This window comes from Streptomyces sp. CB01580 (genome assembly GCF_001905795.1).
Lineage (GTDB): Bacteria > Actinomycetota > Actinomycetes > Streptomycetales > Streptomycetaceae > Streptomyces.
Map to the genome: position 1 here is coordinate 427,607 of NZ_LIXJ01000002.1, position 24,481 is coordinate 452,087.

23 protein-coding genes are annotated in these 24,481 nt (G+C 71.7%); 13 read left to right on the plus strand and 10 right to left on the minus strand.

Features of this window, described 5'->3' with window-relative positions; all coding sequences use genetic code 11:
- The first annotated feature begins 40 nt into the window (after nucleotides 1-40).
- From AMK22_RS04380 to AMK22_RS04390, 3 genes are read left to right on the plus strand one after another with little or no spacing between them, the layout of a single operon-like run.
- Nucleotides 41-1,033 carry a carbohydrate ABC transporter permease gene (locus tag AMK22_RS04380; RefSeq protein ID WP_079185922.1) on the plus strand — a complete coding sequence of 331 codons (993 nt, stop codon included), beginning with the start codon at nucleotides 41-43 and terminating at the stop codon, nucleotides 1,031-1,033.
- Complete coding sequence (locus tag AMK22_RS04385) at nucleotides 1,030-1,860, plus strand: carbohydrate ABC transporter permease (protein ID WP_073781871.1); 831 nt, start codon at nucleotides 1,030-1,032, stop codon at nucleotides 1,858-1,860. The genes AMK22_RS04380 and AMK22_RS04385 overlap by 4 nt, the downstream gene beginning before the upstream one ends.
- Nucleotides 1,861-1,869: 9 nt before the next feature.
- Complete coding sequence (locus AMK22_RS04390; RefSeq protein ID WP_073781872.1) at nucleotides 1,870-3,405, plus strand: glycoside hydrolase family 3 protein; 1,536 nt, start codon at nucleotides 1,870-1,872, stop codon at nucleotides 3,403-3,405.
- A gap of 174 nt (nucleotides 3,406-3,579) precedes the next feature.
- Here the strand turns inward: AMK22_RS04390 and nagB are convergent, their stop codons facing one another.
- Complete coding sequence (gene nagB / locus AMK22_RS04395) at nucleotides 3,580-4,365, minus strand: glucosamine-6-phosphate deaminase (RefSeq protein ID WP_073781873.1); 786 nt, start codon at nucleotides 4,363-4,365, stop codon at nucleotides 3,580-3,582.
- Nucleotides 4,366-4,633: 268 nt separating this feature from the next.
- On the opposite strand from nagB, the gene AMK22_RS04400 reads away from it, so the two are divergent.
- Together AMK22_RS04400 and AMK22_RS04405 are read left to right on the plus strand one after the other, a co-directional pair.
- Nucleotides 4,634-5,704: an SIS domain-containing protein gene (locus AMK22_RS04400; protein ID WP_073781874.1), complete on the plus strand. Its 1,071-nt coding sequence runs from the start codon at nucleotides 4,634-4,636 to the stop codon at nucleotides 5,702-5,704.
- Nucleotides 5,705-6,135: 431 nt separating this feature from the next.
- On the plus strand, nucleotides 6,136-7,602 hold the full coding sequence (locus AMK22_RS04405; protein WP_073781875.1) for a sensor histidine kinase: 1,467 nt from the start codon (nucleotides 6,136-6,138) through the stop codon (nucleotides 7,600-7,602).
- A 187-nt stretch (nucleotides 7,603-7,789) separates the two neighbouring features.
- Here AMK22_RS04405 and AMK22_RS04410 read toward each other — a convergent pair whose 3' ends face one another.
- Nucleotides 7,790-8,047: a WhiB family transcriptional regulator gene (locus AMK22_RS04410; protein WP_003953983.1), complete on the minus strand. Its 258-nt coding sequence runs from the start codon at nucleotides 8,045-8,047 to the stop codon at nucleotides 7,790-7,792.
- A 318-nt stretch (nucleotides 8,048-8,365) separates the two neighbouring features.
- Complete coding sequence (locus AMK22_RS04415) at nucleotides 8,366-9,334, minus strand: diacylglycerol/lipid kinase family protein (protein WP_073781876.1); 969 nt, start codon at nucleotides 9,332-9,334, stop codon at nucleotides 8,366-8,368.
- A gap of 248 nt (nucleotides 9,335-9,582) precedes the next feature.
- Between AMK22_RS04415 and AMK22_RS04420 the strand changes: the two genes are divergently transcribed.
- On the plus strand, nucleotides 9,583-9,963 hold the full coding sequence (locus AMK22_RS04420) for a hypothetical protein (RefSeq protein WP_073781877.1): 381 nt from the start codon (nucleotides 9,583-9,585) through the stop codon (nucleotides 9,961-9,963).
- A gap of 137 nt (nucleotides 9,964-10,100) precedes the next feature.
- Here AMK22_RS04420 and AMK22_RS04425 read toward each other — a convergent pair whose 3' ends face one another.
- From AMK22_RS04425 to AMK22_RS04435, 3 genes are all read right to left on the minus strand, one after another.
- Nucleotides 10,101-11,054, minus strand: a complete 954-nt coding sequence (locus AMK22_RS04425; RefSeq protein WP_384419310.1) for an RNA polymerase sigma factor SigF — start codon at nucleotides 11,052-11,054, stop codon at nucleotides 10,101-10,103.
- Nucleotides 11,051-11,464: an anti-sigma regulatory factor gene (locus tag AMK22_RS04430; RefSeq protein ID WP_073781878.1), complete on the minus strand. Its 414-nt coding sequence runs from the start codon at nucleotides 11,462-11,464 to the stop codon at nucleotides 11,051-11,053. Before AMK22_RS04430 ends, AMK22_RS04425 begins: the two co-directional genes overlap by 4 nt.
- A gap of 266 nt (nucleotides 11,465-11,730) precedes the next feature.
- Nucleotides 11,731-11,991 carry a UBP-type zinc finger domain-containing protein gene (locus AMK22_RS04435; RefSeq protein ID WP_073781879.1) on the minus strand — a complete coding sequence of 87 codons (261 nt, stop codon included), beginning with the start codon at nucleotides 11,989-11,991 and terminating at the stop codon, nucleotides 11,731-11,733.
- A 36-nt stretch (nucleotides 11,992-12,027) separates the two neighbouring features.
- Here AMK22_RS04435 and AMK22_RS04440 point away from each other — a divergent pair, with 36 nt between their 5' ends.
- The gene (locus AMK22_RS04440; RefSeq protein ID WP_073781880.1) at nucleotides 12,028-13,632 is read left to right on the plus strand and encodes a Na+/H+ antiporter; all 1,605 of its coding nucleotides are present in this window, start codon (nucleotides 12,028-12,030) and stop codon (nucleotides 13,630-13,632) included.
- A 142-nt stretch (nucleotides 13,633-13,774) separates the two neighbouring features.
- On the opposite strand, the gene AMK22_RS04445 is transcribed toward AMK22_RS04440, so the two are convergent.
- The 3 genes from AMK22_RS04445 to AMK22_RS04455 form a co-directional block, all read right to left on the minus strand.
- Nucleotides 13,775-14,683: a 1-aminocyclopropane-1-carboxylate deaminase/D-cysteine desulfhydrase gene (locus AMK22_RS04445; RefSeq protein ID WP_073781881.1), complete on the minus strand. Its 909-nt coding sequence runs from the start codon at nucleotides 14,681-14,683 to the stop codon at nucleotides 13,775-13,777.
- 110 nt (nucleotides 14,684-14,793) lie between these two features.
- On the minus strand, nucleotides 14,794-15,990 hold the full coding sequence (locus AMK22_RS04450) for a globin domain-containing protein (RefSeq protein ID WP_073781882.1): 1,197 nt from the start codon (nucleotides 15,988-15,990) through the stop codon (nucleotides 14,794-14,796).
- A 153-nt stretch (nucleotides 15,991-16,143) separates the two neighbouring features.
- A complete protein-coding gene (locus tag AMK22_RS04455; RefSeq protein ID WP_073782004.1) occupies nucleotides 16,144-16,593 on the minus strand; it encodes an RrF2 family transcriptional regulator in 450 nt (149 codons plus the stop codon).
- Between the two features lie 200 nt (nucleotides 16,594-16,793).
- Between AMK22_RS04455 and AMK22_RS04460 the strand changes: the two genes are divergently transcribed.
- From AMK22_RS04460 to AMK22_RS04480, 5 genes are all read left to right on the plus strand, one after another.
- Nucleotides 16,794-18,200 (plus strand): family 2B encapsulin nanocompartment shell protein, encoded by a 1,407-nt coding sequence (locus tag AMK22_RS04460; protein WP_073781883.1) that lies wholly within the window; start codon nucleotides 16,794-16,796, stop codon nucleotides 18,198-18,200.
- Nucleotides 18,201-18,513: 313 nt separating this feature from the next.
- Nucleotides 18,514-19,539, plus strand: coding sequence for a family 2 encapsulin nanocompartment cargo protein polyprenyl transferase (locus AMK22_RS04465; RefSeq protein ID WP_073782005.1), 1,026 nt, complete (start codon nucleotides 18,514-18,516; stop codon nucleotides 19,537-19,539).
- A gap of 100 nt (nucleotides 19,540-19,639) precedes the next feature.
- Nucleotides 19,640-20,311 carry a DUF6304 family protein gene (locus AMK22_RS04470; RefSeq protein ID WP_073781884.1) on the plus strand — a complete coding sequence of 224 codons (672 nt, stop codon included), beginning with the start codon at nucleotides 19,640-19,642 and terminating at the stop codon, nucleotides 20,309-20,311.
- A gap of 606 nt (nucleotides 20,312-20,917) precedes the next feature.
- Complete coding sequence (locus AMK22_RS04475; protein ID WP_073781885.1) at nucleotides 20,918-21,898, plus strand: DUF1648 domain-containing protein; 981 nt, start codon at nucleotides 20,918-20,920, stop codon at nucleotides 21,896-21,898.
- Nucleotides 21,899-21,900: 2 nt separating this feature from the next.
- Nucleotides 21,901-22,260 (plus strand): GntR family transcriptional regulator, encoded by a 360-nt coding sequence (locus AMK22_RS04480; protein WP_073781886.1) that lies wholly within the window; start codon nucleotides 21,901-21,903, stop codon nucleotides 22,258-22,260.
- A gap of 230 nt (nucleotides 22,261-22,490) precedes the next feature.
- Here the strand turns inward: AMK22_RS04480 and snpA are convergent, their stop codons facing one another.
- Nucleotides 22,491-23,159: a snapalysin gene (gene snpA / locus AMK22_RS04485; RefSeq protein WP_242433827.1), complete on the minus strand. Its 669-nt coding sequence runs from the start codon at nucleotides 23,157-23,159 to the stop codon at nucleotides 22,491-22,493.
- A 245-nt stretch (nucleotides 23,160-23,404) separates the two neighbouring features.
- On the opposite strand from snpA, the gene AMK22_RS04490 reads away from it, so the two are divergent.
- On the plus strand, nucleotides 23,405-24,358 hold the full coding sequence (locus tag AMK22_RS04490; protein WP_199883116.1) for a LysR family transcriptional regulator: 954 nt from the start codon (nucleotides 23,405-23,407) through the stop codon (nucleotides 24,356-24,358).
- Nucleotides 24,359-24,481 lie beyond the last annotated feature (123 nt).

Consider the following 24,481-nt stretch of genomic DNA (forward strand, 5'->3'; position numbering starts at 1 on the left):
CGCCGTTCCGTGTAGGGCTTTGTTGGAAGAGATGGCGAGCATGGCAGTGCAAACCGATCCCTCGGACGTGGCCAAGACGGCCGCGGTCCGCGGTCAGGGCGGGACACCACCCGTCGGGCAGCACGGGGACAGAAAGCGGAGAGTGGGTGCCGGCGCCGCGCCGTACCTGCTGATGGTTCCCGCGCTCGCGGTGACGGCGGTCTTCCTCGGGTATCCCCTGGTGAAGAACATCCTGCTGTCGTTCCAGAACCTCAACATGGGGCAGCTCATCCAGCATGTCACCGAGTGGAACGGCTTCAAGAACTACCAGGAGATCCTCACCGGTGAGGACTTCTGGAGAGTCACCCTCCGCACCATCGTCTTCACCGCCGTCAACGTCGGGCTGATCATGGTGCTCGGCACCCTCATCGGCCTGCTCCTCGCCCGCCTCGGCAAGAAGATGCGCTTCGCCCTGATGCTCGGGCTCATCCTCGCCTGGGCCATGCCGATCGTGGCCGCCTCGACGGTGTACCAGTGGCTGTTCGCCTCGCGCTTCGGGGTCGTCAACTACGTCCTGGACAAGCTCGGCTGGCACTCGATGGCCGACTTCAACTGGACCGGATCGCAGTTCTCCACGTTCTTCGTGGTCACCCTGATGATCGTCTGGCAGTCGATCCCGTTCGTCGCGATCAACCTCTACGCGGCGACCACGACCATCCCCAAGGAACTGTACGAGGCGGCCTCGCTCGACGGCGCCGACGCCTGGAAGAGCTTCACCTCCGTCACCATGCCCTTCCTGCGGCCCTTCCTCTACGCCACGACCTTCCTCGAAGTCATCTGGGTCTTCAAGGCGTTCCCGCAGATCTACATCATCAACCAGGGCGGACCCACCCGCCTCACCGAGACGCTGCCGATCTACGCGTTCGTCGAGGGTGTCGGCAACCAGCACTACGGCATGGGCGCCGCGATCTCCCTGCTCACCATCCTGATCATGCTGGGGCTGACCTCCTACTACCTCCGCATCGTTCTCAAGCAAGAGGAGGACGAGCTGTGAAGCGCTCGCTGTTCGGCCGTGTCTGGCCCAACGCCCTTGCCGTCATCCTGTTCGTCGGGCTGGTCTTCCCCGTCTACTGGATGTTCACCACGGCCTTCAAGCCCACCGGCGACATCATCACCGAGACCCCGGTCTGGTTCCCCACCGAGATCACCTTCGAGCACTTCCAGAAGGCCGTCGGCGTGGAGCACTTCTGGACACTGGTCCGGAACTCGCTGACCGTCACCCTGCTCGCGGTGATCTTCTCCCTGTTCCTCGCGCTCTTCGCCTCGTTCGCCGTGGCGCGCATGCGGTTCCGGGGACGCAAGGGCCTGATCGTGACGTTCATGGTGGCCCAGATGGCGCCCTGGGAGGTCATGGTCATCGCGATCTACATGCTGGTGCGCGACGCGGACATGCTCAACAGCCTGGTCCCGCTGACGCTCTTCTACATGATGATGGTGCTCCCCTTCACGCTCCTCACGCTGCGCGGCTACGTCGCCGCGGTGCCCAAGGAGCTGGAGGAGTCCGCCATGGTCGACGGCTGCACCCGCCCGCAGGCCTTCGTCAAGGTGATCCTGCCGCTCCTCGCGCCCGGACTGATGGCCACCTCGCTCTTCGGCTTCATCACCGCGTGGAACGAGTTCCCCCTGGTCCTGATCCTCAACAAGGACCCCGAGGCCAAGACGCTGCCGCTGTGGCTCTCGCAGTTCCAGAGCCAGTTCGGCAACGACTGGGGCGCCACCATGGCCGCGGCGTCGATCTTCGCCGTCCCGATCCTCATCCTCTTCGTCTTCCTGCAACGCAGGGCCGTCAGCGGCCTCACCGACGGCGCCGTGAAGGGATAACGCTGCCTCATGACCACCCTGACCTCTGCCACGGACACCCTCACCCGCGACGCCCTCGCCGTCCTCCAGCCCGGATTCACCGGCACCACCGCCCCGGACTGGGTGCTGCGCCGGGTCGACGAAGGGCTCGCCTCCGTCGCGCTGTTCGGCCGCAACGTCCAGACGCCCGAGCAGGTCACCGCGCTCACCACCCAGCTCAGGGCCGAGCGCGAGGACCTCCTCGTGGCGATCGACGAGGAGGGCGGCGACGTCACCCGGCTGGAGGTCCGCACCGGCTCCTCCTTCCCCGGCAACCTCGCGCTCGGGTACGTCGACGACGTCGACCTGACCCGCGCGGTCGCCCAGGAGCTGGGCCGTCGGCTCGCCGAGTGCGGCGTCGACCTCAACTGGGCCCCGTCCGCCGACATCAACTCCAACCCGGACAACCCGATCATCGGCGTGCGCGCCTTCGGCGCCGACACCCAGCTCGTCGCCCGGCACACCGCCGCGTACATCGAGGGCCTCCAGGCGTCCGGAGTCGCCGCCTGCACCAAGCACTTCCCCGGACACGGCGACACCGCCGTCGACTCGCACCACGCGATGCCCCGCATCGACGTCGACCTGGAGACCCTGCACGCCCGGGAGCTGGTGCCCTTCCGCGCCGCCGTCGAGGCGGGCTCCAAGTGCGTGATGAGCGCGCACATCCTGCTGCCCGCGCTCGACGCCGACCGCCCCGGGACGGTCAGCCCGCGGATCCTCACCGGTCTGCTGCGCGAGGAACTGGGCTACGACGGCCTGATCGTCACCGACGCCGTCGAGATGCGGGCCATCGCCGGGACCTACGGCATCGAGCGCGGTTCCGTCCTCGCCATCGCCGCGGGCGCCGACGCGCTGTGCGTCGGCGGCGGCCTGGAGGACGACGGCACCGTGCTGCGGCTGCGCGACGCGCTGGTCGCGGCGGTGCGCAACGGCGAACTCCCCGAGGAGCGGCTCGCGGACGCGGCCGCGCGGGTACGCGCCCTCGCGTCCTGGACGCGGGCGGCGAAGGGGGCCGGTTCGGAGCCGGGCGCGGCAGCGCAGGAGGGGATCGCGCCCGGCACCGCGGCCGGTTCCGGCATCGGCCTGGTCGCCGCCCGCCGCGCCGTGCGCGTGACCGGCTCCGCCGAGCCGCTGACCGCGCCCGCCTACGTCGCCTCGTTCACCTCCGCGTCGAACATCGCGGTCGGCGACGAGACGCCCTGGGGCGTGGCCGCCGAACTGGACCGGCTGGTGCCGGGCACGCGGACGGGCACGTACGACGGCGAGACCGAGGAGCCCGCGGGCGCCGTGGTGCGGGCGGCGGGGGAGCGGCGGATCGTCGTGGTCGTCCGCGACGCCCACCGTCACGCCTGGATGGGCGAGGCCCTGGACGCCCTGGTCGCGCGGCGCCCCGACACGGTCGTGGTCGAGATGGGCGTCCCGCAGGCACCCGCCAGGGGAGCCCTGCACATCGCCACGCACGGCGCCGCCCGCGTCTGCGGGCAGGCGGCCGCGGAGATCATCGCGCGGGGCGGCACGGAGGACTGAGAGCCGAGGCGTGGTGCGGGGAGGGGGGCAGCACCACCCCCGGTCCCGCACGACGTCCGCCCGCGCGGGCCGTCCGTTCGCGCGGGCCGTGCCGGTCCGGATGCCAGGAGGCCCGGAGCACCCGAGGTGGGTGCTCCGGGCCTCCTGACGTTTCCGGCCGGGCCGCGGTGTGTCCTACAGCCCCTGCCAGGACGGCTTCGTCGCGTACGTGGCACGGAAGTAGTCCGCCAGCTTCAGCTTGGCGGCGGCGGCCTCGTCGACCACCACCGTCGCGTGCGGGTGCAGCTGCAGCGCCGAGGCCGGCACGATCGAGGCCACCGGCCCCTCCACCGTCTGCGCCACGGCGTCCGCCTTGCCCTCGCCGGTGGCGAGCAGGATCGGGTGACGGGCCTCCAGGATGGTGCCGATGCCCTGGGTGATCACGTGATGCGGCACCTGGGAGACGTCGTCGTCGAAGAAGCGCGCGTTGTCGATCCGGGTCTGCTCGGTGAGCGTCTTGATCCGGGTGCGGGACGCGAGCGAGGAGCACGGCTCGTTGAAGCCGATGTGGCCGTCGGTGCCGATGCCGAGGAGCTGGATGTCGACCCCGCCGGCCTCGGCGAGCGCCTTGTCGTACGCCTCGCAGGCGGCCGGGATGTCCTCGGCGGAGCCGTCGGGGCCCATGAAGGACTCCTCGGGCAGGCCGAGCGGTTCGACGACCTCGCGCAGCACCACGGAGCGGTAGGACTCCGGGTGGCCCGCGGGCAGTCCGACGTACTCGTCGAGCTGGCAGATGCGGGCGCGCGAGACGTCCAGGGCACCGGAGCGGACCTTCTCCGTCAGCGCGCGGTAGATGGGCAGCGGGGTCGAGCCGGTGGCAACGCCGAGAAGGGCGTCGGGCTTGCGGCTCAGCAGGGCGCCGATGGCCTCCGCGATGAGTTCGCCGCCTGCCTTGGCGTCCGGGACGATGACAACTTCCACGCTGGGCCTGCCGATCTGAAGAGTGGTATCAGGTGGTATAGACCAATCAAGTTCCCAATCTAGCAGAAGCGGGCGACGCGGACACGGCGTGGACAAGGCGTGGACACGGCGTGGACGGGGGCGGCCGTGCCCGTCCCGGCCGCGTCCCGCTGGCGGGCCTGCGCGCCCCCGTGTTCGACTGGTTCGGGAGGCGTCTCCTGCGCACGGGAACGTCTCCCGAACAGGGGCCGTATCGGAACACTCCTGGGAGGACCGGGAGGCACTCGACATGGCAGCCACGTCCTCGGCCGCGGAGAGCGAGCAACCGGGCCGGATCATGGCCCGCGAGATGGCCGAGCAGCCCGCGGCGCTGCGGCGCGTCCTCGACCGGGGCGCCCCCGCGATCCGCGAGGTGGCCGCCGAGATCGCGGCGCGCGAGCCGCGCTTCGTCCTCCTCGCCGCCCGCGGCACCTCGGACAATGCCGCGCTCTACGCCAAGTACCTGCTGGAGATCCGGCTCGGCCTGCCCTGCGGTCTGACCTCGATGTCCACCACGACCGCGTACGGCGCCAAGCCCAGGCTCGCGGACGTCCTGGCCGTCACCGTCAGCCAGTCCGGGAGCTCGCCCGACCTGGTGGCCTCCACCAGGGCGGCCCGGGAGGCCGGGGCGATCACCCTGGCCGTCACCAACAACCCGGACTCGCCGCTCGCCGCGGTCTCCGAGTACCACATCGACGTGCTGGCGGGCCCGGAGCGGGCCCTCCCGGCCACCAAGACGTACACCGCCTCCCTGCTGTCCCTCTATCTCTTCGTGGAGGGCCTGCGCGGCGGCGAAGGCGCGGCGGCCGCGGTCCTGCCGGAGACGGCCGAGGCGGTCCTGGCCCGCCGCGAGGAGGTCGGGGCCCTGGCGTCGCGCTACCGCTTCGCGGAGCGCATGGTCATCACCTCGCGCGGCTACGGCTACCCGACGGCCAAGGAGGCCGCGCTCAAGCTGATGGAGACCAGCTACATCCCCGCCCTCTCCTACTCCGGCGCCGATCTGCTGCACGGCCCGCTCGCCATGGTGGACAACGTCTCCCCGGTGATCGCGGTCGTCACCGGCGGCCGGGGCGGCGAGGCGCTCCGCCCGGTCCTGAACCGGCTGCGGGCCCGGGGCGCGGATCTCGTCGTGGTCGGCCCCGAGGCGCGGGTGGCGGAGGCGTCCGCGGGCTTCGTACTGCCGACGGCCGGGGTCGCCGAGGAGGTCCAGCCGGTGCTGGAGATCCTGCCGCTGCAGAGGCTGGCGTACGAGGTGGCGATCGCGCGCGGTCAGGACCCTGACGCGCCGCGCGCCCTGTCCAAGATCACCGAGACCCGCTGACGCCGGCCCGGATCACCCGGACCCGCTCACATGTCGGCCCCGGGGGAGCGCGCGGGTCGCGGGGAGCACGGCGGGCCGCGGGGCCCGGAAACACCCGCGGGCCGCGGCGCCAGGACGGGACCCTCGGCCCGTCCGGCACCGCAGCCCGGAATGTGACCGTCCACCGGACGGCCCGCTCGGCCGGCGGTGTGCGGTGCCGTCGGCCGGGAGAGGCGCCCGCGCGGTCAGGGCAGAGAGCGCGGATGCCTCGATCCGCTCTCCTGTGCGGGGAGGGCGGAAGCTCTGTCCCCAGCATTGTGGACTAGACCATTCGTCCCTGTCCATCCATCGGAGCACGGCAATTCCACGGGCCCGTTTCCTTCCACGTACGACGGCGTCGTCCGGTTCGGAACCATGCCCCGAGCGCGGGTACGCTCGCACACGTGCCCTCCATGAACGACCTCGTCCGCCAGCACACAGCCCTCGGTGACACCGACCTGGAGTGGCTGCACCTGCTGGTCTCGGAGTGGCAATTGCTCTCCGACCTGTCCTTCGCCGACCTCGTGCTCTGGGTCCCCACCCGCGACGGCACCCGCTACGTGTCCGTGGCCCAGATGCGGCCCAACACGGGACCGACCTCCTACCAGAACGACATGGTGGGCCACCTGGTGCCGCGCGGTCGCCGGCCGATGCTCGACGTGGCGCTGGACGAGGGCCGGATCGTGCGCGAGGGCGACCCGGAATGGCGCGAGGAGGTCCCGGTGCGGGTGGAGTCGATCCCCGTGCGCCGGGAGGGCCGGGTCCTCGGCGTGATCGCCCGCAACACCAACCTGCTGACCGTGCGCACGCCGTCCCGGCTGGAGCTCACCTATCTGCAGTCGGCCTCCGACCTGGCCCAGATGATCGCCGCCGGGACCTTCCCGTTCCCCGGCCAGCAGGTCGACATGGACGCCTCGCCCCGCGTCGGCGACGGCCTGCTCCGGCTCGACGCCGACGGCGTCGTGCAGTACGCCAGCCCCAACGGCCTCTCCGCGTACCACCGCCTCGGTCTCGCCTCCGACCTGGTCGGCCAGCACCTGGGCTCGATCACCGCCGAACTCGCCCCGTCCCGGGGGCCGGTGGACGAGGCGCTGGTCAAACTGGCCAGTGGCTACGCGCCCCGTGAGTTCGAGGTCGAGGGCGCGGGCGGAGTGATCCAGCTCCGGGCCATCCCGCTCAAGCCCAAGGGTGTCCGGATCGGTTCGCTGGTCCTCCTGAGGGACGTCACCGAACTGCGCCGCCGCGAGCGGGAGCTGATCACCAAGGACGCCACCATCCGGGAGATCCACCACCGGGTGAAGAACAACCTCCAGACCGTCGCCGCCCTGTTGCGGCTCCAGGCCCGGCGGATGGACTCGGCCCGCGGGCGCGAGGCCCTCAACGAGGCGGTGCGGCGCGTCGGTTCGATCGCCATCGTTCATGAGACGCTGTCTCAGAATCTGGACGAGCGGGTGGAGTTCGACGAGATCGCCGACCGGGTCATCGCCATGGTCGCGGAGATCTCTCCGGGCAAGGTCACCTGCTGCCGCACGGGGCGCTTCGGCATCCTCGACGCCGAGGTGGCCACGCCGCTGGCGATGGTTCTCACGGAGGTCCTGCAGAACGCGCTGGAGCACGCCTTCACGCTCGCCGAGCACGGCACGGTGGACGTGTCCGCGGTGCGCGGCGGCCCCTCCGCCGAACAGCGGCTGCTGATCACGGTCCAGGACGACGGATGCGGTCTGCCCGAGGGCTTCGACCCGCAGAGCGCCGGCAACCTGGGCCTGCAGATCGTGCGGACGCTGGTCGAGGGGGAGCTGGGTGGGACCTTCGCGATGATCCCGGCGCCCGGGCGCGGCACCCAGGTCGTCCTCGACATCCCGGTCCGGTCCCACAAGTAGTCCCGTTCGGCAGAGGTGCGCCGGTTCCGGCGGTGCATACGGCAGCGAGCCCGGACCGTGGTGGACGGTCCGGGCTCGCTGTTCATGCATGCGCTGTGGGGGGTACTGCGCGCTGCGACTCGGGGGCGGGGTTGTGCGTACGCGCTGTACGCGCCGCCGGGCTGAGGCTCGTAGCGGTGGCGTCGGCTCAGGCGCTGGCGTTACGCGCCCGGTTGCGAGCGGCACGGCGCTTCATCGCGCGGCGCTCGTCCTCGCTGAGGCCACCCCAGACACCGGAGTCCTGGCCGGACTCGAGCGCCCACTGCAGGCACTGCTCCATGACGGGGCAGCGACGGCAGACGGCCTTGGCTTCCTCGATCTGCAGCAGCGCAGGACCGGTGTTGCCGATGGGGAAGAACAGCTCGGGGTCTTCCTCACGACAAACGGCGTTGTGACGCCAGTCCATGGCTGCTACCTCTCCTTGGTGTTGCATACAGTGCTTGTGAATGTGAACGCTTTCACGAATCCCCCCGCAGGTAATGGGCCGACGCCCAGATGAACTGGTTGTGGTCCTGTGAGATGAGGAGGGGTTCTGGCTCTCAGTGGAGGCCGTTGTTGCGGGCCGTCCCGATCGCCATGTAGAGATTCGCAAACCTCGGCGACGGATACAACCCCTTCTGGAAAGTTTTTTTTGATTCCTCGGTGTCGACTAGGTCACAGCCGTACTTCTATGGGGTGGAGTCCAGCCCAAACGTTCGACTTAAAGGACTTTGGGCCCTTCCACTCACACAATCACACGCAGTGCACGGCGTACGCCTGTGAACGTCACACTTTTGCGCACTCCGAGATGGTCGCCGTCCATCTGGAAAGGGAGGGGCGCCTTTGAATGCAAGGTGAAGTCCGTGAGGTCGTGAAGGGAGACGGCGTGCTTGCCGCGAGGGCCCTTCTCGGGGCTCGACGTGAGCAGCTGGGTGGCGTAGCGGGCGACCGCCGAGGTGGAGAGCCGCTTGAGTCCGAGCACGTCCAGACCGGTGTCGAAGGAGGCTGTCGGGGAGGCGTATATGGGGCGGTTCCCCAGGTAGGTCCAGGGGGAGGTGTTCGAGATTATGGACAGCGCGAGATCGTCGACCGGTTCCAGGCCGGGGGCCTCCAGTCTGATCGTTCCGTGCCGACGGTGCGGTTCCTCCAGGAATTGCCGGACCACCTGGCGCACGTACAAGGCGTGTGTCGATCGTTTCCCGAGTTCGCGCTTTTGTTCGACGCGGCCGATCACGCTCGCGTCGAATCCGAGCCCGGCGCAGAAAGTGAACCAGCGTTCAGGGACGGATTCGTCCTCGGTGCCCGGGGTGCCGGCCGCGAGTCCGAGGCCGACGGTGCGTTCGGTGCGGTTGGCGAGCGCGTCCAGGATCGCGCCGGTCGCCTCGACCGCGTCGTTCGGCAGGCCCAGGGCGCGCGCGAAGACGTTGGTGGAGCCGCCGGGGACCACCGCGAGTCGGGGCAGGACGTCCAGGTCGGGGCCGTTGTGCAGCAGTCCGTTGACGATCTCGTTGACCGTGCCGTCGCCGCCCAGCGAGACCACGAGGTCGATCTCCCCCGAGTCCGCGGCCTCCCGTCCGAGGTCCCGGGCGTGCCCCCGGTACTCCGTGGTCACGGCCTCCAGCTTCATCTCGCTGGCCAGGGCGTGGATGAGTACGTCACGGGTCCGCGCACTGGTGGTGGTAGCAGCTGGATTGACCACGAGGAGTGCGCGCATGACGGCCAGAGTACCTACCCGGTGGTATCGCCCTGAAGTCCTGTCCCATGACCTCACGCTCGGTGACGGACCACGCGCGGTGGGACGGGCGGGTGCCCGCGCCCCGTGGTGTTCGCCACCCCGGCTTCGCTTTCGAGGGGCCGGGATGCCAACCTGCAGGGGTGAGTACTCAGCAGAACGCGCCCGACTCGTCGCCGTCGTCGCCCTCGCCGTCGGCCGGACCGGCGAAGCCGAGCAGGATCACGCTCGTGGCGGCGCTCACCGCCCTGGAGGGGACGGCGCTCGTCGTCGGCGGGATCTACATGCTGGTGATGGGGATGCTCGGACACCCCGAGAGTCCGCAGCAGGCGGAGATGGGCGGGCTCACCCTGATCGCGCTGGGCCTGATCCCGCTGATCGCGGCGCGCGGTCTGCTGCTGCGGCGCGGCTGGAGCCGGGGCCCCGCGCTCATCACGCAGATCATGGGGCTCCCGGTGGCGTGGACGCTGCTGAGGTCCCACGGCGCGCTGATCCCGACAGGGATCGTGCTCGCCGCGGTGGTCGTGACCTCGCTCTACCAGCTGCTCAGGCCCACGACGATCGAGGAACTCGGCATCCGCCGTCCCGGGACCACGACCCCGGACGCCTGAGAGTCCGTCGGGAGCCGGGCCCGGGCGGGGCCCGCGGGACGGAGGCGGGCCGGGAACCGGCGGGGCATTCGGGCCCCGGGGCGGTCCGCCCGACCCGGCCGGACGTCCCCGTCGGCCGGACGCCCCGGCTTTGCCCCCTACTCCTCGACGAGCAGGCGTTCGCGCAGCTGGGCCAGGGTGCGGGCGAGCAGCCGCGAGACGTGCATCTGGGAGATGCCGACCTCCTGGGCGATCTGCGACTGGGTCATGTTGCCGAAGAAACGCAGCAGCAGGATCCGCTTCTCGCGCGGCGGGAGGTCCTCCAGCAGCGGCTTGAGCGACTCCCGGTACTCGACGCCCTCCAGCGCCTCGTCCTCGGACCCGAGCGTGTCCGCGACCGCGGGCGACTCGTCGTCCGTGTCCGGCACGTCCAGCGAGAGCGTGCTGTACGCATTGGCCGATTCCAGTCCCTCCAGCACCTCTTCCTCGGAGATGCCCAGGCGCTCGGCCAGTTCGTGCACCGTCGGCGAGCGGCCGTGCAGCTGGGAGAGTTCGGCGGTCGCCGTGGTGAGCGACAGCCGCAGCTCCTGGAGTCGACGCGGCACCCGGACCGCCCAGCCCTTGTCACGGAAGTGGCGCTTGATCTCGCCGACGACCGTGGGGGTCGCGTACGTCGAGAACTCGACGCCGCGGTCCGGATCGAACCGGTCCACCGACTTGATCAGACCGATCGTGGCGACCTGGGTCAGGTCGTCGAGCGGCTCGCCGCGGTTGCGGAACCGGCGGGCCAGGTGCTCCACGAGCGGCAGATGCATCCGCACCAGCCGATTGCGCAGCTCCGCCCGCTCGGGCGAACCGTCGGGAAGGGCGCGCAGTTCGACGAAGAGCGCCCGCGCCCCGCTGCGGTCCTGTGGATCGTGGTGCCCGTGCTCGCTCATCTGGCCTGCCCGCTCCGCCTGCGACTGCTCCACCGCGAACGCACGGCTCGCGGGCTCGTCCGCCCCGTCCTCCGGATGGGGCAGGGCCTGCTGTTCCGGGATGGCCGCCGCACGCACCACCCCTGGTCGGATCGTCTCGTCCCGCACCGGACCGTCCCCGTTTCCGTTGCTCACGCCGGCCCGGGTCCCGCGCCGCGCTGTTTGTAGAGGCTGATGCTGACCGTACGGTCGTCGGCCACCGAGGAGTCGACCTTCCCGGCCAGCGCGGAGAGCACCGTCCAGGCGAAGGTGTCGCGCTCCGGCGCCCGCCCGTCCGTGGTCGGTGCGGACACCGTCACCTCCAGGGAATCCTCGATGAGCCGGAAGACGCAGCTGAGGACGGAGCCCGGCACGGCCTGCTGGAGCAGGATCGCGCAGGCCTCGTCGACCGCGATGCGAAGATCCTCGATCTCGTCGAGCGTGAAGTCCAAGCGTGCCGCGAGACCGGCCGTGGCCGTACGCAGCACCGACAGGTAGGCACCCGCAGCGGGCAGCCGGACCTCTACGAAGTCCTGATTCCCGGGCTCGCCTGCGATCTGGGACACCCTCACCTCCAAGGTGGCACAAACTCTTCCGAGGATCCGGGAAGGGCACCCCGGAGCCATGTGGTACGTCTTCGGTTCTGGCCCGGCGACGCTATCGCGATCCATGATGCCGTGTCGCCGAACCCCCGGGCCCCGGCGACGGATCAGGCTCGAACAGGACCCACCCCAAGGCTGTCACTCATGGTAAGTCAATGACCACACACGGTGCCTAGGGGTCTGCGGCGATCAATTACGGACAACCGGCGCCGTTTTGACGTACCCGGGCCTCAGACGATCGAACCGTCGGCATAGCACCAGCGCCAGCTCTCGCCCGGCTCGAAACTCCGCATCACCGGATGACCGGTCTCCTCGAAGTGCCCCGTGGCATGCCGCAGCGGGGACGAGTCGCAGCAGCCGACATGGCCGCAGACCAGACACAGCCGCAGATGTACGGGTTGCGTGCCCGCCACGACGCACTCCGGGCAGGTCCCGCTCAGAGGGTCCGGCTCGGGGTGCGGCAGCGCGAGCACGTGCGAGCAGTCACTCATGATGGTCAGGTTACGACGGATGCGAGGACCGTGGACATGGACGTACTGCCGCTGGTGGCGCTGGTCGCGGCGAGTGCCGCCGTCGCGGGGGCGGCCCGCCGCACCCCCGTGCCGGCGCCCCTGCTGCTGGTGACGGTGGGGCTGATCGCCTCGTACGTGCCGGGGGTGCCGTCGTACACCCTGGACGCGGGCATCGTGCTGCCGCTGCTGCTGCCGCCCCTGCTCTACACGGCGGCCGTCGACAGCTCGTACCTCGATCTGCGGGCCAACATGCGGCCGGTCGCGCTGCTCTCCGTCGGCTACGTCCTCTTCGCGACCGTGGCGGTCGGCTGGCTGGCCTACCTCGTGGTGCCCGACCTGCCGCTCACCGCCGCGCTGGTGCTCGGCGCGGTCGTCGCCCCGCCGGACGCGGTCACCGCCGCCGCGATCGCCCGGCGGGTCGGGCTGCCCGGCCGGGTCACCACGATCCTCCAGGGCGAGTCCCTGGTGAACGACGCCACCGCGATCACCGCGTACAAGGTGGCCCTGGCCGCCGCCGTCGGCGAGGGCATGAGCTGGGGCTCCGGGATCGGTGAGTTCCTGGTGGCCGCGCTCGGCGGGGTCGTGGTCGGCCTGGCGCTGATGGTGCCGCTGCACTGGCTCCGTACCCACCTCAGGGAAGCCCTGCTGCAGAACACGCTGTCGCTGCTGATCCCCTTCGTGGCGTACGCGGTGGCCGAGCGCGTGCACGCCTCGGGGGTGCTCGCCGTGGTCGTCGTCGCGCTCTACCTGGGCCACCGCGCCTGGCAGGTCGACTTCGCGACCCGGATCCAGGAGGAGGCCGTGTGGAAGATGGTCGCGTTCGTCCTGGAGTCGGCGGTCTTCGCGCTGATCGGGCTCCAGCTGCCCTTCGTGCTCAGGGGGCTCGGCGCGTACGCCGTGGCGGACGCGCTCTGGTACGCGGTGGCGGTGTTCGTGGCCGTCGTGGTGGTCCGCTACGTCTGGGTCTTCCCAGCCACGTTCCTGCCCCGGTGGCTGTCGAAACGGATCCGCGAGCGCGAACCGGACACCGACTGGAAGGCGCCGACGATCGTCGGCTGGGCCGGGATGCGCGGGGTCGTCTCGCTCGCCATCGCGTTCTCCATCCCCCTGCTCACGACGGCCGGGCAGGCGTTCCCGGCCCGGAACCTGGTGCTGTTCCTGACCTTCACCACCGTCATCGGCACGCTGGTCGTCCAGGGGCTCACCCTGCCGCTGCTGGTGCGCGCGCTGAGACTCCCGGGCCGGGACGCGACCGCCGAGACCCTGGCCGAGGCCCAGGCGCAGAGCGAGGCGTCCGCCGCCGCCGAGGCCCGGCTGGACACCCTGCTCACCGACCCCCGCAACGCCCTTCCGGAGCCGCTCACCGACCGCCTGCGCGCCGTCCTGGAACGGCGCCGCAACGCCGTGTGGGAACGGCTGGGCGCCGCCAACCCGGTGACCGGGGAGTCGGCGGACGACACCTACCGGCGGCTGGCCGGGGAGACGCTGGACGCCGAGCGCGAGGTCTTCGTACGGCTCAGGGACGAGCGGCGGATCGACGACGAGATGCTCCGCACCCTGCTCAGACGGCTCGACCTGGAGGAGGCGGCGGCCTACCGGGAGGAGCCGGGCACGGCGTGAGCGCGCAAGGCCGGGCGGGTGGGGGGAGAGACCCGCGCGGGTGTGGCGGGGAAGACCCGCGCGGGCGCGACCGGTCCACCCCGATCCGCAGTGGACGGCGGCCGGGTCCGGGAGACCCGCGCGGGCACGGGTCTGCCGGACGTCAGGGGCGGCCCGTGACGACGGCCACGACCGTCGCCCCCGCCGGGAACGCGCCCTCCTCGGCCAGCGCGGTGAGTGCGAACAGCAGCTTGGCGACGTAGAGCCGTTCGACGGGCAGTGCGTGCCGCTGCTCGAAGTCGTCCGCGAACGCGTGCAGCTCCGGGGTCGTACGGCCGTAGCCGCCGAAGTGGAAGCGCTCGTCCAGGGACCACGTCCCCTCGGGCCCGCCGAACGCCTCCCGTTGCAGCTCCCGCACCGCCTCGCCGAGAAAGCCGCCGCGCAGCACCGGGACGCCGAGCGCCCGCTGCCCCGGCGCCAGACCGGCGGCGAGACCGGCGAGGGTGCCGCCGGTGCCGCAGGCCACCGCGGCCACATCGGCCCGCCCGCGCAGCTCGCGCCCCAGCTCGGTGCAGCCCCGTACGGCCAGGGCGTTGCTCCCGCCCTCGGGGACGACGAAGCACTCCCCGAAGTCGCTCTCCCCGAGGGCGCCCAGCAGCCCGGCCAGCACCTCGGGGTCGGCCTTGGCGCGGTAGGTCGCGCGGTCCACGAAGCGCAGGGTCATCCCGTCCGCGGCGCACCGGGCGAGCGAGGGGTTCAGGGGGCGGTCGGCCAGTTCGTCGCCGCGCACCACCCCGATGGTGCGAAAGCCGAGCAGCCGTCCGGCGGCGGCGGTGGCCCGCAGGTGGTTGGAGTACGCCCCGCCGAACGTGAGGACGGTGCGCCCGGCGGCGGCCCGCAGGCTGGGGGCGAGCTTGCGCCATTTGTTGCCCGGAAGATCCGGGTGGATCAGATCGTCCCGCTTGAGCAGCAGCCGCACGCCCCGGCGGCCGAAGCGGTCGTCGTGGACCTCCTCCAGCGGGGAGGGCAGCCGGGGCCGCAGGAGCGCTTCGGGGTCCTGGGGACGGTTCACCCGTCCATTTGACCAGGCCCGGGCCGAGGGCCGCCGTCGCGGGGCGGACGCACGCCCCGCCGTCGGCCCCCGAGGGGCCGCGTGGGCGGGGCGTGCGGGGCCGGCCGCGTTCAGTCCTGGGCGAGCCAGAGATCGGGGCCGAACACCTCGTAGTGGATGTCGGCGGCCGGGACCCCCTTGGCCAGCAACTGGGTGCGCACGGCGCGCATGAAGGGCAGCGGGCCGCACAGGTAGGCGTGGGTGCCGGGCGCGATCGTGAAGTCGCCCAGATCCACCAGACCGGTGCGGTCGGTGCTGTGGCCGGACTCCGGGTGCTCGTACCAGAAGTGCGTGGTGGCGTCGGGGAGCTTGTCGGCGAGCGTCACGTGGTCGTTGCGCAGTGCGTGGTCGGCGGAGGAGCGGTCGCCGTGCACGACGGTGACCGGGGCGCGGTGGCCGGTCGCGGCCAGGTGCTCCAGCATCGACAGCATGGGGGTGCAGCCGATCCCGGCCGAGGCGAGCAGCAGCGGGGCGCCGGCGTCGTCCAGCACGAGGTCGCCGTACGGGGCGGAGACCCGCAGCCGGTCGCCGGCCGCGACCTTCGCGTGCAGATGACAGGAGACCTCGCCGTCCGGGGAGCCGCCCCCGTGCACCCGCTTCACGGTGATCGAGCGCAGCGTCGATCCCGGGGCGCTGGAGAGGCTGTACTGGCGTATCTGCCGTGCCCCGTCGGGGAGTTCCACCTGAACGGAGACGTACTGGCCGGGGCGGAAGGCGGGCGCGGGCTCCCCGTCGGCCGGGCGGAGGCGGAAGGTCGCGACGTCGGGGGTCTCCTCGGTCCGGCCGACCACCTCCCACTCGCGCCACACGTCACCGGCGGCCACGCCCTGCTCCGCGTACAGCCGCGCCTCGCGGGAGATCAGCGCGTTCGCCATCAGCCAGTAGACCTCGTCCCAGGCGGCGGCGACCTCGGGAGTGACCGCGTCGCCGAGCACCTCGGCGATGGCGGCGAACAGGTGCCTGTGCACGATGTCGTACTGGTCGGCGGTGACGCCGAGCGAGGCGTGCTTGTGGGCTATCCGGCCGAGCATCACGTCGGGGCGGGTGTCCGGGTGCGCGACCAGATGGGTCGCGAAGGCGGCTATGGAGCCCGCGAGGGCCTGGCGCTGGGCGCCGGAGGCCTGGTTGCCGCGGTTGAAGAGGTCGCGCAGCAGCTCCGGGTGGGCGGTGAACATCTTGCGGTAGAAGAGGTCGGCGATGTCCCCGATGGCCGCTCCCACGGCGGGGAGGGTGGCGCGGACGGTGGCGGTCGACGTCTCGGACAGCATCGATGACTCCTTGGTCTCGTCGGTCTCGATGCGAATCAGAATTGGTATCTCGGATTCGCATTTTTGGGCATGGTGGATCCGGGCAGGTGGTGCCCGGAGGTCTCGGGGTGCGGGACGGGGGTGTGTGGGCGCGCGGTGACGGCCCGGGCCGGTTCAGGCTGGGGCCGGCCGGATGCCGCTGATGCCGATCAGTACGGGCCCGGTGGGCGAGGCGACGAGCTGGGCGACGGTGATCGGGTCGAGCGAGGCGTAGAAGGCCTCCTCCGCCTGGCGCAGGGCGCCGCGCAGCCGGCAGGCCGAGCGCAGGGGGCACGGGGTGGCGCCCTCGCACTCCACGACGTCGCCCGGGCCCTCCAGTTCCCGGACGATTCCGCCGATCGAGGCGGAGCGGCCGGCCCCGGTGAGGCTGAGCCCGCCGCCGCGGCCCCGGCGCGCCTCGATGAGACCGAGGTGCTGGAGCCTGGCGACGACCTTCGCGGTGTGGGTGTATGGCACCTGCATGGTCGCCGCCACTTCCCGGGTGGTCGGCGGATCCTCGTTCTCGACGACCGCGAGGCGCATCAGTACGCGAAGCGCCACGTCGGTGAATTTCGTCAGCCGCATGACCGTCACGGTAGATAAGTTGCATCGAGGATGCAACTTAATGGTGCCCGTCGGCGCCCGCCGGGACCGACGGGCGTCGTGCCCAGTGCAAACCCCAATTAGTCACACTCTTTTGTGTAATGGTGCGCCGCCCTCGGGTGCTGAAAGGCTTCTTCGCGCTGGTCAGCCGATCATTCGAGAGTCATTCGAGAGGACGACAGATGTCCGTTGGTGAAGAGGTTCAGCACGTGACGTTGCCGCCCCAGCAGAGTCTGGGCACGGCGGCGGCGCGGAACCTCGCGACGACCACCAAGTCCGCCCCGCAGATGCAGGAGATCACCTCGCGGTGGCTGCTGAAGATGCTGCCGTGGGTGCAGGTGCAGGGCGGCACCTACCGGGTGAACCGGAGGCTGAGCTACTCGGTGGGGGACGGCCGGGTGACCTTCGTGCAGACCGGTGACCGGGTCGCGGTCATCCCCGCCGAGCTCGGAGAGCTCCCCGCGCTCCGGGACCTCGGCGACGAGGAAGTGCTCGGTGAACTGGCCCGGCGGTGCGAGCAGCAGGACGTCGCCGCGGGGCAGGTGCTGGCCGCCGCGGGGGACCGGGCGGATCGCGTCTACCTGCTGGCGCACGGCAAGGTCGAGAAGGTCGGCACCGGTCAGTACGGGGGCGAGACGGTGCTCGGGGTCCACGCCGACGGGGCCTACTTCGGTGACCGCTCCCTGCTCGACGGCGAGGCCGTCTGGGAGTACACGGCCCGTGCGCTCACCGCGTGCACGGTACTGACGCTGAGCCGCGCCGACGTCCTGAACCTCGCCGAGCGCGCCGATTCGCTCCGCGCGCATCTCACCGGACTGCTCAACGTCCCGCAGCAGCGCACCAACAAGTACGGCGAGGCGGCGATCGACCTCTCCGCCGGCCACGTCGGCGAGGCCGTGATCCCGCACACGTACGTGGACTACGAGGTCTCGCCGCGCGAGTACGAACTGAGCGTCGCGCAGACCGTGTTGAAGGTCCACAGCAGGGTCGCCGACCTCTACAACCAGCCGATGAACCAGACCGAGCAGCAGTTGCGGCTGACGGTCGAGGCGCTGCGCGAGCGCCAGGAGCACGAGCTGGTCAACAACCGCGAGTTCGGCCTGCTCCACAACTGCGACTACGGGCAGCGGATCCAGCCGCACGACGGCGTGCCCGGCCCTGACGACATGGACGAACTGCTCTCGCGCCGCCGCGGCTCGAAGCTCTTCCTGGCCCACCCGCGGGCCATCGCGGCGTTCGGCCGCGAATGCAACAAGCGCGGTCTGGTGCCCGAGAGCGTGGACATCGGCGGACACCACGTACCGGCCTGGCGGGGCGTGCCCATCTTCCCGTGCAACAAGATCCCGATCAGCGACGCCCGGACCACGTCGATCATCTGCATGAGGACGGGCGAGGCGGAGCAGGGCGTCGTCGGGCTCCAGCAGTCCGGCATCCCGGACGAGATCGAGCCCAGCCTGTCGGTCCGCTTCATGGGCATCGACGAGCAGGCCATCATCTCCTACCTGGTGACGGCCTACTACTCGGCGGCCGTCCTCGTGCCGGACGCGCTCGGCGTCCTGGAGAACGTCGAGGTCAGCCGCTGGCGGTAGCCGCTCGGGGGCCGGGCGGCGGAGCCGGGCCCCGGACAACCCCCGCCCCGGGCCGTCGGGCCCGGGGCGGCATCGGGAGGACGACGCCTCAGTGAAGACGCACCACGCAATCCCCTCACCCACCCCCCGGACCCCGGACGACGGCCGTCCGGCCCCTCTCATGAGCCTGGACGGCGCGGGTCCGGCGGTGTCCGTGGCCCCGGACGGCGGCGGTCCGGCCGCTTCCGCGCCCCCCGGCGGCGGCACGGCCGTCTCCGTGGCCTCCGGCGGCGGTCCGGCCGTTTCGGCCGCACCGGTTCCGGAGCCCGCTGTCATGATGCCGGGCCTGGAGGCGGCGGCCCTCCTGGAGCGGACCAGGACGCTCGTCGATCCCGGACTGCGCGCGGCCATCGACTCCTTGCCCGGATCGATCCGTCGCGTCGCGATGTACCACTTCGGCTGGCGGGGGGCCGACGGCACCCCTTCCGGCGGGGCGGCGGGCAAGGCGATCAGGCCCGCGCTCGTGCTCGCCGCCGCCCGGGCGCTGGGCGGCGACCCGCGGCGTGCGGTACGGGCGGCCGTCGCCGTGGAACTGGTCCACAACTTCACCCTGCTGCACGACGACGTGATCGACGAGGACCGGACGCGCCGTCACCGGCCCACCGCCTGGACGGTGTTCGGCATCCCGGCCGCCATCATCACCGGTGACGCGATGCTCGCCCTCGCCCAGCGGTTGCTCGCGGAGGAAGACGGCCCGGTGGCGGCCCGTGCCTCGGCGAGGCTGTCGACCTGCGTCGTCGAACTCTGCGCCGGGCAACAGGCCGACTGCTCCTTCGAGGACCGCGGGCCGGACGAGGTCTCGCTGGACGAGTGCCTGACCATGGCCACGGCCAAGACCGGCGCCCTGCTCGGCTGTGCGTGCGCGCTGGGGGCGCTGTACGTGGGTGCCGGGGAGCGGGCCGTCGGCGCGATGGACGGATTCGGCCGGGAGACGGGCCTCGCCTTCCAGCTGATCGACGACCTGATCGGGATCTGGGGAGACCCGGAGCGCACCGGGAAGCCCGTAGGGGCGGATCTGGCCGCCCACAAGAAGTCCCTGCCGGTGGTCGCCGCGCTGACGTCCGGCACCCCCGCGGCAGCCGAACTCGCCGCGCTCTACCGGGGATCCATGAACACACCCACGGAGGTGGACCGCGCGGCCGACGCCATCGAACGGGCCGGCGGCCGGGACTGGGCCCAGGTGTGCGCGGCGGACCGGATGGCGCGCGCGGTCCACCACCTCTCGCGCGCGGTGCCCGATCCGGACCGGGGCGGCGACCTCCTGACCCTGGCGGAATTCGTCACCCGTCGTACGCACTGAAGGCGGCGGGAACGGCAAGGGCGCCGAGGTCACGGGGCCCGGGAATCGAAGCGGAGGGTGACGGGGCGACTGTCATGGGCACGGGCTACAGTCCCTGCCCATGACAGATGAGTCATGGGCAGGGTGGTACCGGGACCGGCAGGGTTCCGACGCCGTCATCCTCACCACCGACGGACAGCAACTCCGCCTCCGCACCAGGGGCGTCGACTTCGAGGGCAAGAGCTTCGACGGGCTCGGCCCGGTGGCCGGCACCCCACCGCCCGACGGGATCTTCGCCCTGGTCGACGGCGTGCTGGGCGACTGCGTCCTGGAGTGGGAGCTCCCGCTCCCCGTGTTCGACGACGGCACCGTCCATCAGGCCACGCTCAACTGTCTGTTGTCGCTGCGCCGGCCGGATCCGTATCTGTACCTGGAGCTGCAGTTCGGCGGAGCCGCGTACGGATCCCACCGCGCGGAGAGCGACTTCGCCTCCGCGCTCGCCACGATCCAGCGCGCCCTGCCGCCGGGGGTCCGCCTCCAGTCCTGCATCGCCTGCGCCTTCTCGGACTACCTTCCCGCCTCCGGCCGGGGCCTGTCCGGCGGGCTCGCCTGCTTCCGGGGCGTCAAGGACGCCTACCGCGAGGCGGCCGGCGAGGGGGCCGTCCGGGAGCTGTGGGACCGGCGGACGGGGCTCGTCCAGGAGATCTGGAGCTGCCGCGAGTACGAGGCCCGCCCGGAGCAGGGCGCGGGTACCGGGCACCGGGGTGAGTTCCCCCTGGAACTAGTGCCGTGACCGGCAAGGTTTGCCCCGTCGCACCGTCCCGCACGCACGCTCGCGGCGTTGGCCGAGAGCCCACGTAGCCCTTCCCCAAGCTCTCGACTTCGTTCGAGCAGGGGAGACCCCATCCGAGGGCTTTCGACCGCCTTGCGATCGCACGCACCGGACGATGCTCCTTCCGGGCAAACCTTGCCGGTCACGGCACTGGCCTGATCCGGCGCCGTTCCGAACCGCGTTCGACTGTCATGAACTGGTCTGAAACGGGCTGGGAGAGCCCGCCGTCGTGACCTCTCGGTGAATCGACCGGCCCTCGGTGCTCCGCTCCCCGGCCGTGCCCGGGCGGCCCGGGCACGGCCGGGCGGAGCGCCTCCGTCCCGCCGTGCCGTACCGGTGCCGCCCGGCGCCGTATCGGCTTCTCCCGGCGCCCCGCCACCCCGTGGGCCGGGGGTGCCCCGCCTCGCGTCACCGTACGAACCGCAAGGGTCGGGTCCGGCCGAGTGCGCCGGCCACGACCGACGGCACGGGCTCCGCGGCGAGGCCCGGTCGAGACGTTCCTCCACCCCTCGGGCTTCCTCCCCGCCACTCCATTGTTCTAATATCATGCGAACAAGGGAGGTTTTCATGAAGCGTAAGAACCTGGGCGGCGCGGTCGTCGTCGCATTGCCGTTCCTGCTGGCGCTCGTGGGCGAGCTGGCGCTCTTCGTCGTCCTCTGCGACCGGATTCCCGAGCAGATCGCCGGTCACTTCCGCCCCGACGGCCGGGCGGACCGGTACATGGGACGGGAGTGGCACGTCGTGGGCGGCTCCGTGCTGTTCGTGACGACGGGTGTGCTGTGGACCCTGACGTTCGTGCGGGGGAAGTTCTACGGGCGGGCCCACCACCTGATGGTCGCCGCCGGATATGCCTTCGCCGGGTTCCTGGGCTGGCTGATGGCCGCCACGTTGCTGGCCAACGTGGACGCCGGTGCGAACGCACAGGGGGAGGCGCAGGGCGTGTCGTTCCCGATGTGGCAACTGGCGGCCGCCCTGGCGGTCGCCGCGGTCTCCGGTGGGCTGGGGCTGGCGGCGGCGACGCTCCTGCCCGCGCCGGAGCCCCCCGAGGCGGTGCGGGCGCAGGACGGTCCGCGGCTCACGCTCGCCGACGGAGAGGTCGCCGGATGGGCCCGCAGCGCGGGGAGCTGGTGGACGCCGCTGCTCGCGTTCGCGCTCGTGGCCGGCGGGGTCGTGCTGTTGCTCACCTCGGGCTGGCCGGCCGCGATTCCGCCGCTGGTCCTCGGCGTGCTGCTGGTCGTCTTCGCCCGGCCGTACGTCGTGGTCGACCGGCGCGGCATCACGATCTCGGGCATGCTGCCCTGGCCGCGGCTGAGGGTGCCGCTCGACCGGATCGAGTCCGCCGTCGGCCGGGACATCAACCCCCTCGCGGAGTACGGTGGATGGGGCTATCGGATCCGGCCCGCGCGCAGTGGGCTCATGGTCCGCTCGGGCGAGGGCGTCGTGGCGACTCTGGCCGGGGGCCGGGAGTTCGCGGTGACCGTCGACGACTCGGCGACCGCCGCCGCGCTGCTCAACACTCTGATCGACCAGCGACGGGCGGAACGCTGACCATGCTCTTCAGGGTCGATCCCACGTCCACCGTGCCACTCGGCGACCAGATCGCCGCCTCCGTCCGCCGGGCGGTCGCCGACGGCACGGTGACCTCGGGCGAGCGACTGCCCGCCGCCCGGGTCCTCGCCGAGTCCCTCGGGGTCAACGTCCATACCGTGCTGCGTGGTTATCAGCAGCTTCGCGAGGAAGGGCTGATCGAACTGCGCCGGGGGCGCGGCGCGGTCGTCACCGGCGGTGCCTCCCCGCACCGTGCCCGGCTGCTGGAGCGCGTACGCGAAGTGGTGTCCGACGCACGCGAGTTGGGTCTGACGGAGGACGAACTGCTGGCGCTGGTCCGTGGTGCGCTCAACCAGCCGTAGGGCGGCCGTCCGTGCCGGGCCCGCGTACGCCCGGCTCTTCGGCGACCGTACCGCCGGGCCGAGCGGCGTCCGTCCGTGTCCGGCCGGTCTCCGTACCGCGCGGGGGTTCTCCGCGGCCGTGCCGTGTCGCCGTCCGGCCGACGGCGGGAGCGGGGCCACCCCGTCCTGCGGAGTGGCCCCGCTCGTCACCGGTCAGCCGGGCCGGACGTCCGGCCCGGTCCGGGCGGCCTTCAGGAGGACTGACGTGCCAGGGCGGCCGCGAAGCCGAACTGCCACAGGGAGTTGACCTGGCTGCGCTCGGTCGCGTTGGGGTACGCGTTGGTGCAGGACGGGCCGGGCCCGCCACCGGACATCAGCTCGCTGCACGGACCGGAGTAGCGGTCCGGGAGCCCGAGCACGTGACCGGTCTCGTGCGCGGTCACGCGGGTCGAGTTGTACTGCTGGTTCTGCGCGTAGTCGAGGAAGATGTAGCCGTTCCCGTGTCCGTCGGTGCTGGCGTAGGAACCGCGCGGGTCATTGCCCTCGTAGTACCTGAAGTCGGGGTTCGAACCCTCCTGGAGCCGCACGTTGGACACCGAGCTGTTCCATATCTGCGCGCTGCTGGCTATCTGGGAGCGGAAGCTCGGCGCGCTCGACGCGTTGTAGACGACCGTGACCGCCTGGGCGCCCGGGTTGGCGGCCCGCTTCTCGGCGACGGACTTGACGACCGCCTCGAAGAACGCCTTGTTGGCCGCGGCGTCCTCGTGCGAACCGGCCTGCGCCGTGTAGCCGGCCTGGGCCGCCGGTGCGGCCGGGGCGGGAGCGGGGGAGGAGGCGATGGCGGGGGCGGTGCCCAGCGCGGCGGCGAGCCCGAAGCCGAGGCCGACGACGGCCGACATGACGGTCCTGGGGTGTCTCATGGGGGGTCTCCTACCGGTTACCGAATGTGAGGGACCGTCCGATGAACGGAATCGGACGGGAGCGGTACGGAGAGAGTGTCGGGGAGCGGAAGCCCCGGCGGATGATGTCAACCGGCGATAGCCCCGCCCTATCACCGGATTCCGTACCGGCCCCGGCCGTATGGCCAACTCCCGGTGAATTCACGGACTTTGAAGCGGTTCGGGCATCTGGTGCGACGGCTGCCCGCCGTCCTACGCTCGACGGCATGGAGCTGGAGGTGAGACACCTCAGGGCGCTGTGCGCCATAGCGGACGCGGGCAGCCTGCACCAAGCCGCCCGCAGGCTGGGCGTGAGCCAGCCCTCCCTGACCACGCAGCTGCGGCGGATCGAGAAGACCCTCGGCGCCGAACTGTTCTGCCGTGAACGGACCGGCTGCCGCCCGACGTTGCTCGGCCGCGCGGTCCTCATCCGGGCCCGCCCCCTGGTCGACGGCATGACCGCCCTGGTCAGCGACGCGAAGGCGGAGGCCGACGCGGTACGGGCGTCCGGCCCCCGACTGCGTATCGGCAGCACCGCGAGCCGGGTCGTCGGCGGCTGGCTGCGCAGGCTGCGGCTCCGGCTGCCGGACACGGACATCTCGCTGCGGGTCGACGTGTCGGCCGGCGCCCTGCTGCGCACGGTCGAGGCCGGCGGGCTCGACGTCGCGTTCGTACACGAGGTCGAGGGCTGCCCGCTGACCGTCCCCGAGGGGCTCACGCAACGCGTGCTCCTGGACCGAGAACCGCAATTCGTCTGCATGGCCCGGGACCATCCCGCCGCCGCTCGGCCGGTCGTCGACCTCGGGGACCTGGCCGCGGACCGCTGGATGGTCGACCCGACGGTGGACGGCGAGTGGGACGGGCTGCGCCGGGTGCTCGACGAGGCGGGGCTCGCGCCGACCGTCCTGCACGGCGACTACCTCACCGCCGCGTCCCTGGTCGTGCTCGGCGAGGCGGTCGCCCCGTGCCAGCCCACGTCCGGACCGCGCGACGACATGGCCATCCGCCCCCTGCGCGACGATCCCCTCGCCGTACGGCTGCTGCTGGTGTCCCGGCCGGGCGCCGACATGGGGACGGTGTACGCGGAACTGGAAGCGGCCTACCGCGAGGCGGCCCACCGGGCGGCCGGGTACCACCAGTGGCTGCTGCGCAACCGCAGCCCCCTCGTCGCCTCACCGTGAACGACGGCTGCCCGGCCCGGGTGTGAGCCCGCATCCGTCACTCGCGGGCGTGCCGTCGGTGGCCGTGGCGGCCTCACGGACCGTCATCCACGGTCGTGCCGACGGTCACTCGTACAGGGGCTC

Coding starts and splice junctions, on each gene's coding strand:
- AMK22_RS04490 (WP_199883116.1), top strand. CDS start 23,405: ATGGAGCTGGAGGTGAGACACCTCAGGGCGCTGTGCGCCATAGCGGAC.
- AMK22_RS04475 (WP_073781885.1), top strand. CDS start 20,918: ATGAAGCGTAAGAACCTGGGCGGCGCGGTCGTCGTCGCATTGCCGTTC.
- AMK22_RS04390 (WP_073781872.1), top strand. CDS start 1,870: ATGACCACCCTGACCTCTGCCACGGACACCCTCACCCGCGACGCCCTC.
- AMK22_RS04460 (WP_073781883.1), top strand. CDS start 16,794: ATGTCCGTTGGTGAAGAGGTTCAGCACGTGACGTTGCCGCCCCAGCAG.
- AMK22_RS04400 (WP_073781874.1), top strand. CDS start 4,634: ATGGCAGCCACGTCCTCGGCCGCGGAGAGCGAGCAACCGGGCCGGATC.
- AMK22_RS04380 (WP_079185922.1), top strand. CDS start 41: ATGGCAGTGCAAACCGATCCCTCGGACGTGGCCAAGACGGCCGCGGTC.
- AMK22_RS04410 (WP_003953983.1), bottom strand. CDS start 8,047: ATGGACTGGCGTCACAACGCCGTTTGTCGTGAGGAAGACCCCGAGCTG.
- AMK22_RS04435 (WP_073781879.1), bottom strand. CDS start 11,991: ATGAGTGACTGCTCGCACGTGCTCGCGCTGCCGCACCCCGAGCCGGAC.
- AMK22_RS04405 (WP_073781875.1), top strand. CDS start 6,136: ATGAACGACCTCGTCCGCCAGCACACAGCCCTCGGTGACACCGACCTG.
- AMK22_RS04450 (WP_073781882.1), bottom strand. CDS start 15,990: ATGCTGTCCGAGACGTCGACCGCCACCGTCCGCGCCACCCTCCCCGCC.
- AMK22_RS04470 (WP_073781884.1), top strand. CDS start 19,640: ATGACAGATGAGTCATGGGCAGGGTGGTACCGGGACCGGCAGGGTTCC.
- snpA (WP_242433827.1), bottom strand. CDS start 23,159: ATGAGACACCCCAGGACCGTCATGTCGGCCGTCGTCGGCCTCGGCTTC.
- AMK22_RS04465 (WP_073782005.1), top strand. CDS start 18,514: ATGATGCCGGGCCTGGAGGCGGCGGCCCTCCTGGAGCGGACCAGGACG.
- AMK22_RS04455 (WP_073782004.1), bottom strand. CDS start 16,593: ATGCGGCTGACGAAATTCACCGACGTGGCGCTTCGCGTACTGATGCGC.
- AMK22_RS04480 (WP_073781886.1), top strand. CDS start 21,901: ATGCTCTTCAGGGTCGATCCCACGTCCACCGTGCCACTCGGCGACCAG.
- AMK22_RS04415 (WP_073781876.1), bottom strand. CDS start 9,334: ATGCGCGCACTCCTCGTGGTCAATCCAGCTGCTACCACCACCAGTGCG.
- AMK22_RS04440 (WP_073781880.1), top strand. CDS start 12,028: ATGGACGTACTGCCGCTGGTGGCGCTGGTCGCGGCGAGTGCCGCCGTC.